A 12,894-nucleotide genomic window follows, 5' to 3' on the forward strand; every position below is an offset into this window, starting at 1 on the left:
CCCCGGAGGGCGCTCGTGCTCCCGGCGGGCGGAGTCGGCGACGCCGATGGAGACGCGGACGGCGAGGCCGACGGCGACGACGTGCCGCCGCTCTGGGGCCCTGCGGCCGCCATCACGGCCTGCGCACCGGACGGCCAGTTGTTGCCGGAGACCACGACGTTGTTGTTGACGACGTTGCCGCGGTCGCCGTTCGTGATGTTGGTGCTGTTGTTGGTCGACCAGTTGCCGGTGACGGTGAAGTTGCCCATGTTCTCACCGCCCCAGTAGTTGGCCGTGGCCCAGGTGCCGGTGTTCGACAGGACGTTGTTCCTGACCGTGTAGTACTTCGAGCCCTCGTCGAAGTAGATGCCGAACCAGCCGTTGGTCCGCAGGCAGTAGTTGTCGCTGATCACCGCGTTGGGGTTCCAGGACAACGTGTAGATGCACCCGCCGTCCGTCATCTGCTGCATGACGTCGTGCACGTAGTTGCCGACGAGCTTGTTGCCGGACGCGGTGGTGGCGGTGGTGTACCGCGGCTGGTAGTTGTACAGCCCGCGGTTGGTGTAGCTGGTGTTGCCGCCGGGCTCGTTGGCGCCCCAGCCATAACCGATCGACATGCCGGTGTACGGCAGGTTGTAGACCTCGTTGTGCGACACGTTCGAGGTGGTGACGTAGGTGGTCAGGACCGAGACGATGCCCCGGTAGTCCAGGCCCAGGTCGTGGATCCGGTTGTTGCTGACCGTGATGTTCCGGTTGACCATCCGCTGGTCGCTCGGGTGGTGCGCGTCGGCGCGCACCCCGCCGGCCACGACGCCGCCGGCCGAGTTGCGGGCGATCTCGGATCGGGTGACCGTGATGTCGCTGGCGCCCAGGCCCACACCGCTGGCGTGCGCGTTGGCGTCGTTGCCGATGCCGATGGCCGTCTGGCCCAGGTTGACGAACTGCGAGTCGGTGAAGGTGATGTTGTTCGCGGCGGAGACCTGGACCGCGGCGGGCATCTGGTACCAGTTCGGCCGCGCGGACTCGAACGCCTGGCAGCCCTCCTGGCAGGAGGTCAGCCGGTCGGCGGGCCAGTTGTAGTTGCCCGCGATGTAGGAGCCGGTCTGCTGGTCCGCGAAGCCCTGGTTGCTGCTGGGCCCGAGCCACGTCGTGCCGGTGAACGTGATGCCGCTGAAGGTGATGTGGTGCGCGGGCGAGTCGTAGGTGCCCCCGACGTCGACCAGCGACTGCAGCACGGGCAGCTCGACGCTGACGTTGTTGATGTTCTGCCCGGACGCCGGGATGTAGTACAGGACGCCGGTCCCGGGGTTGATGTACCACTCACCCGGTGAGTCCAGGAACTCGTACGCGTTCTCCAGGTAGAGCGCGCCCGCCCGGTGCGGCTGGCTGAAGGTGTCGTACCCGAAGGTGTTGTTGTTCCAGCCGGGCTGCTGCATCGTGATGAAGTTGCCGCTGATGCTCTGCACCGTCACGTACCGGTCGGTGAACGAGCCGACGCTCTCCATCTCGACCCGGTTCTGGTTGGCGAGATTGTTGAGGTAGCTCAGCGCGCTGCTGCTGAACCTCATGCCGGTGGTGGTCGCCGTGAAGTCGTTGCGGTTCACCTGAGTGCGAGCGCGCGTGGCGAGGGCGCCGTTGACGTACAGCTGCCGGGTGTCGATCCCGGTGCCGACGTTGGCGCGCCAGATGTTCTTCCCGGCGTCGGCCTGCGTCCAGCCGGTGACCGCCCGGGCCCCGCTGACGGCGGGATGGGCGCCCGCCGCCGCCTGCCACCTGACGGTGTAGCCGTTGTTCCCGGAGTCGGCGGCGGTCAGCCGGAGCGGAGAGGAGAGCCGATACACCCCGTCGGCCAGCTCGACGACGATGTCGCCGGACATCGACCCGTTCAGCGACCGCACCGCCGTCTGCGCCGAGGGCAGCGAGCACGGCTGGGCGGAGGTGCAGGCGGTGCCGGTGCCCGAAGGGGACGCGTAGAGGGTCGTGGTGGCCGCGAAGGCCGAGGTGGCCGGGGCGACGAGGGCGAACGCCGCAGCCAGCGCCGCGGCGACGATGCCGGTCAGGACCGGCCTCAGCGCCGTGACGGGCGAAGATCGTTGCACGGTGGTTCCTCTGGGGGGTAGGGGTGCGGTCAGGTCACGCCCTCCTCCGGCAGGTGACGCCCTCCTGAGGAGGAGACCGTCGTCGGACGCGGAGGTGTACGACGACGGCCGGCTGTGCGGATCCGGACCCATTACGATCGGAGCACCGAGGAACCGTCAAGACCTTAAGCCCACTCATTTCACACAGCGCACATTCAGGTCCGGGGCACGGTGAACCATCTTTCCTCGCTCACCTGCGGCGATGCTCCCGCCGCCTACGCTCCGTACATGACCGACAAAAATGAACCGTTCACATGTGTCGTACTGATCGGGTCCGCGCCGGAAGCGGCCGGGAGGGCCGTCCCGATCGGTCATACTTCTGCAGGGGATGGCGAGGAGGAGGCACGGTGACCGAGACCCCGCGTGAGGGCGGATACCGGCCGGGCTACGAGGTGGCCGCGGAGCAGGTGCTGGAGTTGATCGCCCGGCTGGGCCTGCGTCCGGGCGACCGCATGCCGACGGAGAACGACCTGGCCGGGCAGCTGGGCACCAGCCGCACCGTCGTGCGCGAGGCGGTGAAGATCCTGTCCGCGCTCGGCCGGGTGCGCGCCCAGAAGGGCCGGGGCCTGTACGTCGCCGACGACGAGGGGATGCTCGGCGCCGGGCGGCTGGCGTCGTTCTTCCTGCCCACCGACCTCGACCACGTCTACATGCTGTTCGAGTTCCGCCGGGCCCAGGAGATGGAGACCAGCCGGCTGGCCGCCCGCCGCGCCACCCCCGCCGAGCTCAGAGCCGTCGAGGAGGCCGCCGCCGTGTGCCGCCACGGTTTCGAGACCGGGCGCCAGGACCTGTTCGACGAGGGTGACGACACCTTCCACACCGCCATCGCCACCGCCTCGCACAACATGTTCCTCCAGATCGCCGTACGCGAGGCGAGGCGGCTCCAGGCCCAGTCGAGCCTCATCGGGCTGCGCGGCACGGTCGGCGGGCACGCCGCCAAGGCCGTCGAGGAACACGACGCCATCTACCAGGCGATCCGCGCCGGTGACGCGGAGGCGGCGGCCCACGCCGCCGCCACGCACATCGACAACACCCTGGACGACTACCGCAGGGAAATCCAGCAGCGCCTCTTCTCCTCCGACTGACCCGGCAGCCGACGAGCCGCCCGGACCGGCCTTGACAGGCGGTCCGTGTGTCGTGTGTGCTTCGCTGTACACCGCACCACCTTCCAGCGGACCCGGTGCGATGGCGAATCGATTCGCATCCGCCGATTCGCATCCGTCGTGACGCCGACGGCTTGCGAGCGGATCGCACCCTGCTGCCTGCCTGCTCACTGCTTTCCTGCTCACTGCTCACGCGGTCTCCGATGCGGCCCCGCGGTTCTCCGAGCGCGGGGCCGCATCGGTCCCATCCCCCCAAGGAGTCCCCACGATGGAACCCTCATCCGTTCCCTTACCGGACCGCGCGCCGCGTGGACGGCGCTCCCGGGCGGCCGTCGTCGCGTCTGCCGTGGCGGTGCTGACGACCCTCCTGGCCACCGCCCTGAGCTGGTCGGCGCCCGCCTCGGCCGCGACCACGCCGCTGGTGGGCGTGGGGTCGGGCCGGTGCCTCGACGTCAACGGCGCCTCCCAGTCGAACGGCGCCACGGTGCTGATCTGGGACTGCAACGGCCAGAACAACCAGCAGTGGACGACCACCAGCGCGTCTGAGCTTCGTGTCTACGGCAACAAGTGCCTCGACGTCTACGGAGCCGGCACCGCCGACGGCACCAGCGTGATCATCTGGGACTGCAACGGCCAGAACAACCAGAAGTGGCGCCTGAACTCCGACGGCAGCATCACCGCCGTCGGGGCGAACAAGTGCCTGGACGTGTCCGGGAACGGCACCGCCAACGGCACCAAGGTCCAGATCTGGTCCTGCACCGGCGCCGGCAACCAGAAGTGGAGCACCGGAACGCAGCCGACCACGTCGCCCAGCGCGTCGCCGAGCGCGACCCCCACCACGTCGCCCACCCCGCCGCCGCCCGGCGCGCGGCCGTGTGACATCTACGCCTCGGGCGGCACGCCGTGCGTGGCCGCGCACAGCACGACGCGGGCGCTGTACGGCTCGTACAACGGCAACCTGTACCAGGTGCGGCGTTCCTCGGACAACACGACGCGGAACATCGCCGTCCTGACCGCGGGCGGCGTCGCCAACGCCGCGGCGCAGGACTCGTTCTGCTCCGGCACCGCCTGCGTCGTCACCGTCGTGTACGACCAGTCCGGGCGAGGCAACGACCTGTGGTACCAGGGCTCCAGCGTGGTCCCCGGCTCCCCCCAGAGCAAGCCCGCGGTCGCGACCACCGAGTCGCTCACCGTCGGAGGCAACAAGGCGTACTCGCTCTACATCAACCCCGGCAACAGCTACTGGAGGGACGGCCACCTGACCGGCGTCCCCACGGGCAGCGCGCCCGAGGGCATGTACATGGTGACCAGCGGCACCCACGTCAACAGCGGCTGCTGCTTCGACTACGGCAACAGCGAGACCACCCGCAAGGCCGACGCCGCCGGCGCCATGGACGCCATCAACTTCAGCAAGCAGTGCTGGTTCGGCGGCTGCTCGGGCAGCGGCCCGTGGGTCCAGGCCGACCTCGAATGGGGCCTGTTCCCCGGCGGCAGCCAGTCGTGGAACCCCAACCAGCGGGCCTTCACCAGCAAGTTCGTCACCGCCACGCTGAAGAACAACGGCACGTCCCGGTTCGCGATGAAGGGCAGCAACGCCCAGTCCGGCAGCCTCTACACGCTGTACGACGGCTCGCTCCCCGGCGGCTACAGCCCGATGAAGAAGCAGGGCGCGATCATCCTCGGCAGCGGCGGCGACTGCTGCAAGCCCGACGGCGGCGCCAACCTCAGCGCGGGCACCTTCTACGAAGGGGCCATGGTCGCCGGTTACCCCTCCGACGCCACCGAGAACGCCGTCCAGGCCGAGATCGTGGCCGCCGGCTACCGCTGAGCCCCGTCCCTTGACCCCCGTCCCGCCGTGGCCCGGCCCCGGGCCACGGCGGCGGGCGGCCCTCGGAGCGGCCTGAAAGAGTACGACTTAGTTTCACCGAACGATCATCTTTACTGACGGATGAGTAGTATTCATCGCGATCATGCCGGAATCGCACGACTGACGCGATTGCCCAGCTCAATCGGCTGAGGGGCCAAGACTTACGGCCTCTCATGCTGGAAGATCCGGTGCTGCCAGCAGCACGAAGAGCATTCTTATGCTCTTGACTGATCTGTCGACTGAGACCGTAATGTGCCTGAGGCTCCGGGACACCTCATCCACACTCGACACAGCACAGAAAGTTGCGTGACTTGAGGTACAAATCCATCTTCACCGCGGTCACCGCGGCGGCGCTTCTCACCCTGGGAACGGCGGGTGTGGCGCTCGGCGGCACCTCGTCGTCCAGCAACAGCGCCGTCGCCGCCGCCACGACGGCCGGATGCGGCAAGACTCCGACGCTGAGAAGCGGCACCCAGTCGATCACGACCAGCGGGAAGAACCGCAGCTTCATCCTGCGGATCCCCGACAACTACAACAACACCAACCCGTACCGGCTGGTCTTCGGGTTCCACTGGAACGGCGGCACCGCCAACGACGTCGACTCGGGCGGCACCAGCGGGTACGTCTGGTCCTACTACGGGACCAGGGCGCTGTCGAACAACACCGCGATCTTCGTCGCGCCGCAGGGCTTCAACAACGGCTGGGCCAACTCGGGCGGCGAGGACGTGACCTTCGTCGACGACATGATCCGGAAGCTCGAGGCAGACCTCTGCATCGACACCACCCAGCGCTTCGCCATGGGCTTCAGCTACGGCGGCGGCATGAGCTACTCGCTCGCCTGCTCCCGGCCCACCGTGTTCCGCGCGGTGGCGGTCTACTCCGGCGGGCAGCTCAGCGGGTGCAGCGGCGGCACCGAGCCCGTCGCGTACCTCGGTTTCCACGGCCTCCGCGACCCGGTGCTCAACATCTCCCAGGGCAGGTCGCTGCGGGACAGGTTCGTCAGGAACAACGGCTGCACGGCCCAGAACCCGCCGGAGCCGGCGCAGGGCAGCCTGACGCACATCGTCACCTACTACTCGGGGTGCCGGGCCGGCTACCCGGTCGCGTGGGCCGCGTTCGACGCGGGCCACACGCCCAACCCGGTGGACGGGAAGTCCGGCGACTACGAGCCGGGCGAGAACTCCTGGACCCGGTCCGTGACGTGGAACTTCTTCACGCAGTTCAGCGGCGGCACGTCGTCGCCCTCGGCGACGCCCACCTCCACCCCCACCTCGACGCCGACGAACACTCCGCCCCCCGGCGGCACGAACTCCCTCAGGGGCGTGGCGTCGAACCGCTGCCTCGACGTGAACGGCGCTTCGCAGTCGAACGGCGCGACGGTGCTGATCTGGGACTGCAACGGCCAGAACAACCAGAAGTGGACCTCCACCAGCGCGTCCGAGCTGCGCGTCTACGGCAACAAGTGCCTCGACGTGAACGGCGCGGGCACGGCGGACGGCACCGCGGTCATCATCTGGGACTGCAACGGCCAGAACAACCAGAAGTGGCGCTTCAACTCCGACGGCAGCATCACCGCCATCGGCGCGAACAAGTGCCTCGACGTGTCCGGCAGCGGCACCGCCAACGGCACGAAGGTCCAGATCTGGTCCTGCACCGGCGCCAACAACCAGAAGTGGACCCGCGTCTGAGTCCACCGCCCGCCCGGGTGCCGATGACGTCACCCACCTGAAGAAGGCCGGTCCGCCTCACAACGGACCGGCCTTCTGTCTCAGGGACAACGGATCCGGCCGGCTGACACGGCGTCACGGCTCGGCGCGGCTGAGCGAACCGCGCCGCCGCGCGGCACGTCTACTGATCATGAAGATGCTTCCAGCCGCGCTGCTCATCGTGCTCGCGGCGGCCTGCGGTTCCACCCGAGCGCCGGTCACTGCCGACGAGTTCACGGACCGCGCCCATGAGGTCGCCGAAAGCTGGCAGAGTTCGGCGGAGAGAGAGCCCTGGATCAAAGGGTTCGTCCCGCTGCGGAACCTGACCTTGGAACCCGATGGGAAACACATGCCCCGCTGGGTCGGACGGAGCGCGATCAACAGCGCTTGGAAGCTGGAGACCCGAACTCCCGGCCGAGGTACCCGACCCGGCCATGCTGCGCTGGGCCGATGGGAGCACGCTGAGCGTGCCGATGCTGACGGCCGCAGCCGCCTACGCCGGACTCGGCAAGCCCAAGTCCTTCGTCGACGAGAAGTGCCCGGCCAAGGGCTGCCGGCCACTGCGCGTGATCGCAGTGGCGCGTGGCGAGGCCACGATGCCCAGCAGCCGGGGGACGTGCGGGTACCGACGTGGGACTTCACCGTGAAGGGCGTGCCGGGACCGTTCCGGCGGGTGGCGGTGGACCCGGCCGTGATGGGCGGACCGCCCCGACCCCTGGACGACGGGATCCAGGAGGTGCGCACCTACGAGGTGCGCACGCCGACTGAGCTCCAGCTGAGTTACATGCACGGCACCTGCGACACGACGTACGGCCCGCGCGTCCACGAGACGCCCGAGGCAGTGGTCGTGGACGTCGACGTCCGGCCCGACGACAACGTGGAGGTCTGCACCGACATGGGGAAGACGGACCGGATCGGCGTCACGCTGCGCGAGCCCTTGGGCAGCCGGGTGGTGCTGGACTCCAGCAGCGGGGTACCCCTGCTGCCGCAGAGCGACATCCGCCTGGTCGAGTTCCAGAACTACGACCCGCGCCGCTCCTAGCCCGGCGGCATGTGCTTACAGGGCTGCAGCGTGCGGCTCTGCGACCGAGCTATTCGCAGCGTGACTCGCAGAAGGTGCCGAGCGAGCGAGGCGAATCCGGCGCGACGCCCGAGCCCAGCCCACCTCGCCGATCAGAAGCCGGACCGGTTACCCGGCCAGGGTTGCGTGACAGGCCACCAGCTCATGCCGTCAACGTATGCCGGCGCGCGTCCGGACGTCGCGCCACTCCCCCGGGTGACCCGGCCCGACGTCCGCCGGGCCGGGTCGTGCCGGGGTCAGTGAACGAACGACACCGCGATGCCGAGTCCGTCGAGCAGTCCGGTGCCGCTGTCGGTGAAGGTACGCCGCGGCGGCGTGTTGCCGCCGGCCAGCCGGTCGAAGGCCAGGATGCTGCCGGGGCTGTTGAACGCGGCCGCTTTGGTGAGCACGTAGATGGTGCCGTCGACCTGGCTGCCCGCGATGCCGGTGATCACCTTTCCGGCCAGGCCGGTCGCCGGGCCGGAGATCACGCGCACCGGGGCGGCGTCCCCGCTCGCGTTGCCCGCGTACACGTTGATGCGGGTCTGCTGGCCCTGGCTGACGGCCACGTAGAGCCGGCCGGTGAAGGCGGAGTAGGCGACGGCGATCTGGTCGCAGGTGCTGGAGCAGCTGCCCAAGCCGGTGTGCGGCCCGGCGATGACCCGCACCGGTGTGGCGCTGCCGGACGGGCCGCCGGCGAAGAACTCCACCGCGTTGCCGTTCGAGCGCGCCACTGCGGCGATCACATGTCCGGACGTGTCCGTGGTCAGGACGCCCGGCCACGGGTGGAACCCCTCGTCCAGCGGGATCCGGCGTACCTCCGGCACCGTGTAGAGGTTCGCGGCCGTGCCCCTCGCCCCCGGCGCGGCCACCGAGATGGCCGTCTCTGCCTGGCCCGTCGTCACGTACGCGTACCCTGCGGTGTCCACCGCCACCGCCCGGGAGTCCGGCCCCGCGACGCGGAACATCCGGCCCGGCGTCGTGGCGCCCGGTGAGTAGACGAAGGTGGTCGCGTTCGACAGGAAGCTCTGCGCGTACGCGTTCCCGCTGATGTCGAAGGCGATCCCCCACGGCCCCCAGTAGGTGTTGGGGTCGCCGGGGTCGGCCAGTTGCCGTACCGGAGACACGGCGCCTGTGCTGCCGGTCGGATAGGCCGTCACCGGACCGTGGGCGTTCGCCACATAGACGAACTCCGGACCGTTGGTGGGGTACGGCGTCGGACTGGCGGTGGGTGTTGGACTGGCGGCGAGCCCGGCCGTGGCCCTGGCCGTGGCGGAGCCACCCGGCCACCCCGTACCCGCTACGATCACCAGCGCGGCCATGACACCGGCCACGCCCCACCGCTTCGACACAGCGCTCAGCATGCGCACAACGTCCTACCGCACCGGCCACAAGGCAACGGCGCGGGACATATGGACACACCTCCGGTCATGGAGTGATCGCCTTAAATCCCTCACACTCCGTGATCCGCTGCGGTAGCCACTGGCGACTCCGCCCCCACCTCGCTCACCGACGATTCACGGCAGATGAATATTTCACCTGCGGCGGCCGAGGAGGGCCCGGAAAAGCCGAACTGCGCAGCAGGACGAGCGCCGTCGCTCCGGCGTACAAGGTGGGGATCACTCGCGGTCGCGATGCCGGGACCGATGACCTCGCCCGGGTGCCGGCGGCTTGCTGTCCTTCTCCCGCCGGTCAGCCGTCACTGCTGAGCGCCAGCTCTGCACCCAAACCGATCATGATGGCGCCCGAGGCCCCACCCATGATCTCCAGGCGCCGCGCCGACTTGCCCAGCCAGGTCCGCGCGCTTCCGGCGAACAGCCCCCAGGAGACGTCAGAGATCAGGGCGACGCCGACGCAGATCATTCCGAGCACCAACAGCTGGAGCGGGATGTTGCCCGAGGCTGCGTCGACGAACTGCGGCAGGATCGCCGTGAAGATGAGCAGCCCCTTCGGGTTGCTGACGCCGACCAGGAAGCCGTCGCGGAAGATGCGGCCGGCGCCGGCCGGCGTGTGCCGCCCGCCGTTCAACTCCCCGGCCAGTTCCCTGCGGTGCCGCCATGTCTGGACGCCCAGATAGACGAGGTAGAGGGCGCCGGCGAACTTCACGAGTGAAAGGACGACCTGCGAACGCTCCACGATGCTGCCCAGGCCGAGGGCGACCAGGACGAGCTGCACCATCAGCCCGGCCTCGTTGCCCAGCGCGGTGGGCAGGGCCGCCCGCCGCCCCAGCGCGACCCCCCGGCTCACCATGAACACGACGCTGGGCCCCGGCACTGCGATCAGCACCACGACGACGGCCAGGAATGCGGCGAGGCGATCCGCCCCGATCATGACTGCATCACGCGTCCCCCCGATTTCGTGTGTTCTCCCAGGCCCAAACCACAAAGAAATACCTGCGGCTCCTGATAGCTGTCAACGCGCCGAGGACGGGCCGTACGCATAATCAGCGAATTCGCGCGGGCCGATACCTTCGGCCGCGAGCGTAGTGATTCCGGCGAAGGCACCGCCGCGACGCCTGCGCCATAGAGACCTATCTTCATGCGCACGGCCTACGTCACCTGACAGGATCAGTAATAGGGCGTGAGCGACGGTCAGCGCTGCCGGTGATGGCCGGGCGTGAACCCCTGTGATCTCATGGGGGTCAGGCGCCGCGCTGCGCCAGCAGCAGGTAGGTCAAGATCTCCGGGTAGACCATCGGGGACGGCTGGATCTCGCAGCGGAAGCCGCGCGCCTTCAGCAGCTCGCTGATTTCGGCCATCCGGCCATGCAGGTCCTGGACCTCCATCACCATGTTGTCGATGCGGTTCCACTGGTTGTCGGCGATGCCGCGCAGCACCTCCAGCTCGGCGCCCTCCACGTCGATCTTCATCAGGTCGATGTTCGCCAGGCCGGACAGATAGCTCTCCAGGCGGCGGACCGGCACGGTGAGGTACTCGGGCTCGTACTGCGCGGTCACATCCCAGTCGGGATGCCGCTGCCGGACCACGTTGACCTGCAACTGCTTGTCCTCGGGATAGCGCGTGGAGTTGCCCGGCATGTTCGGGTAGTGCACGAAGGATGCGTCCTCGACACGCTCACCGATGGCCTCCCGGACGACGCGGACCCCGGTCAGCCCGTGCAGCTCGATGTTGCGGCACAGGTAGTCGGCGGTCCGCGGCACCGGCTCGAAGGCAAGGATCGAGGCGCCCGGCCACTGCCGCTTGGCGAAGACCGTGAACAGGCCGATGTTAGCGCCGACGTCGACGATCGTGGGTCTCTCTGAGAGGGAAAACTGGTCGTAGCATTCGTGCTCGAATATTTCCTGGTACTGGAAATTCGCCTCGTGCTCGACCGGGGCGTACAGCTGCAGCTCTTCGTCGCCCAGCACGACCAGGTCGTCGTCCCTCACGATGTTCACTGGTTCCTCCCGGAGTGATGGGTAGGTGATTCCACCGGCCGGAGCTCTCAGGAGAGCCGGCTGGAGGGGGCGTATGCCCGCAGAGGCGGCTGATCGTTCGAGGCGGTTAAGGAAGGTCTATTTCCGTGGCATTGGCCGGCTCGATACTCCACCGAGCCGACGGCCCGGATCGGTGCGAATGATTAACACCAAGATGATCAACTCAGTTGAGTTTGCTGTCAAGGGCGCATCAATCGACACCCTCTGATCTCAACTTGGAACAGCCCTGGCGCTGGCTGGCCGGAGCTATACCTGAGTTTCGCCGTTCGTGGACGCGTGAGCCTTGATCACATGGTGTGGCCGTTCTCGGGCCACCCGAAAAATCAAAAAGGCCACCTGTGTGACGGCCGACGTGCCACAGCAGGTCGTATAGGCGCTCGGAAGAAAGACCGGCCTGCCGCACGACGGACGCGAGCGTGCCGACGGCCAGAGTGTCATGCGATGGCACGATCGCTGTGCGAGTCTCGTCTTCGGCGAACGGGCGCAGCTTGCAATGGCTGCCCCTGGTGGTCACGACCTCAGAGCCGCACTTCTCCAGCGCGCGCACGACGTCGGTGCCGGAGCAGACCGGAAACCGGCGCGGGCTCATGCCGAGCGGCGGATCTCGATCGGCTGCTGCGAGGTCTGAGGAAGGGGCTCGTCCTCGAAGTAGAGCTCCAGGGCGTCGCGGAGACTGGCCAGGGCCTCGTCAACTGTCCGGCCCTGGCGCGATCGATCCCATGAAGTGCCGGGCGACCGGAACGGTAGTCATCCAGGCAAAGCGAAAGGCCGGCCCGCTGGACAGCGGCCCGGCCTTCTGATCTGCACGAACGTGGTGGGCGATACTGGGATCGAACCAGTGACCTCTTCGGTGTGAAGCAGATCGGCCACACCGCCGACGTGCCACTGAAGCGGCGTTGACCTGGGCTGACCGTCCGCGGACGTCCGTACGGTTCTACGGGCGTCCGTGGCCGTTGTCACCCAGTTCGTCACCCAGGCGGACCACCGGACGCAACGCGGCTCTACGTCTCGAGTTACCCCGCCCATGTCACATTGAGGATCGTGATGAGTTCCTCGGCCTCGTCCACCTTGAAGTACAAGACGCCGAAATCCCCGAAGGTGCTCATGCGGAATTCAGGCTCGTCATTGTAGAGGGCGCGCGCATCCCAAGGCTCTTCTACGAGATCCGTCGTGCGCAAGATCGGAGCATCGAGCGCCTCCTCTGGGAGGCCCTTCATCTGAGACAACGCCGCCACGTGAAGCTTCACGCGGTAGCTCATCGGTGGCCGGCCCAACCAGGAAAAGCGTCCTCCATCGAAACGAACTCGTCGCGCCGATTCTCACGAACCGCTTGCTCGGCACGAGCGAAGTCCGGATTGGACACCGCAGTCGCATGTAGCCGCCACACGCGCAACAACTCACGAAGTTGCTGGAACCGCCATACCTCGTGGGCCGCATCCAACGCGCTGTGGTACTCGCTGAGAAACTGCTCATGCCACCGCTCCGGCAGCACACGCAAGATCCCCGCAGGGTCGTCCTCGGCGTGATGCAACGGCTCAGCAGTCATGCCATCAGGCTACCGCCACAGCCTGGGGCACCCCGAATGTCCCGCCACATCGATCAACT

Annotated in this window: 11 protein-coding genes; 4 read left to right on the forward strand and 7 right to left on the reverse strand. The window is 68.0% G+C overall.

Features of this window, described 5'->3' with window-relative positions; translation table 11 throughout:
- Positions 1-2,078, reverse strand: a 2,078-nt coding sequence (locus Mam01_RS22220; protein WP_204287160.1) for a right-handed parallel beta-helix repeat-containing protein, incomplete at its 3' end; no start/stop codon positions are given.
- Between the two features lie 386 nt (positions 2,079-2,464).
- On the opposite strand from Mam01_RS22220, the gene Mam01_RS22225 reads away from it, so the two are divergent.
- From Mam01_RS22225 to Mam01_RS22240, 4 genes are all read left to right on the forward strand, one after another.
- Positions 2,465-3,202 (forward strand): FadR/GntR family transcriptional regulator, encoded by a 738-nt coding sequence (locus tag Mam01_RS22225; protein WP_204287161.1) that lies wholly within the window; start codon positions 2,465-2,467, stop codon positions 3,200-3,202.
- A 286-nt stretch (positions 3,203-3,488) separates the two neighbouring features.
- Positions 3,489-5,048: an arabinofuranosidase catalytic domain-containing protein gene (locus tag Mam01_RS22230; protein ID WP_204287162.1), complete on the forward strand. Its 1,560-nt coding sequence runs from the start codon at positions 3,489-3,491 to the stop codon at positions 5,046-5,048.
- Positions 5,049-5,398: 350 nt separating this feature from the next.
- Positions 5,399-6,775: a lectin gene (locus Mam01_RS22235; protein ID WP_239101520.1), complete on the forward strand. Its 1,377-nt coding sequence runs from the start codon at positions 5,399-5,401 to the stop codon at positions 6,773-6,775.
- A gap of 634 nt (positions 6,776-7,409) precedes the next feature.
- Positions 7,410-7,835 carry a hypothetical protein gene (locus Mam01_RS22240; protein ID WP_204287163.1) on the forward strand — a complete coding sequence of 142 codons (426 nt, stop codon included), beginning with the start codon at positions 7,410-7,412 and terminating at the stop codon, positions 7,833-7,835.
- Positions 7,836-8,110: 275 nt separating this feature from the next.
- Here Mam01_RS22240 and Mam01_RS22245 read toward each other — a convergent pair whose 3' ends face one another.
- From Mam01_RS22245 to Mam01_RS22270, 6 genes are all read right to left on the reverse strand, one after another.
- Positions 8,111-9,217: a hypothetical protein gene (locus Mam01_RS22245; RefSeq protein ID WP_204287164.1), complete on the reverse strand. Its 1,107-nt coding sequence runs from the start codon at positions 9,215-9,217 to the stop codon at positions 8,111-8,113.
- A 328-nt stretch (positions 9,218-9,545) separates the two neighbouring features.
- Positions 9,546-10,184 (reverse strand): LysE family translocator, encoded by a 639-nt coding sequence (locus Mam01_RS22250; protein WP_204287165.1) that lies wholly within the window; start codon positions 10,182-10,184, stop codon positions 9,546-9,548.
- Positions 10,185-10,494: 310 nt separating this feature from the next.
- On the reverse strand, positions 10,495-11,250 hold the full coding sequence (locus Mam01_RS22255) for an FkbM family methyltransferase (protein ID WP_204287166.1): 756 nt from the start codon (positions 11,248-11,250) through the stop codon (positions 10,495-10,497).
- Between the two features lie 229 nt (positions 11,251-11,479).
- Entirely contained in the window at positions 11,480-11,878 is a 399-nt protein-coding gene (locus Mam01_RS37710) for a type II toxin-antitoxin system HicA family toxin (RefSeq protein ID WP_204287167.1), read from the reverse strand.
- Between the two features lie 424 nt (positions 11,879-12,302).
- Positions 12,303-12,536 carry a hypothetical protein gene (locus Mam01_RS22265; protein WP_204287168.1) on the reverse strand — a complete coding sequence of 78 codons (234 nt, stop codon included), beginning with the start codon at positions 12,534-12,536 and terminating at the stop codon, positions 12,303-12,305.
- An 8-nt stretch (positions 12,537-12,544) separates the two neighbouring features.
- A complete protein-coding gene (locus Mam01_RS22270; protein ID WP_204287169.1) occupies positions 12,545-12,835 on the reverse strand; it encodes a DUF6247 family protein in 291 nt (96 codons plus the stop codon).
- Positions 12,836-12,894 lie beyond the last annotated feature (59 nt).

Origin of the sequence: Microbispora amethystogenes, from assembly GCF_016863015.1 — a bacterium.
Lineage (GTDB): Bacteria > Actinomycetota > Actinomycetes > Streptosporangiales > Streptosporangiaceae > Microbispora > Microbispora amethystogenes.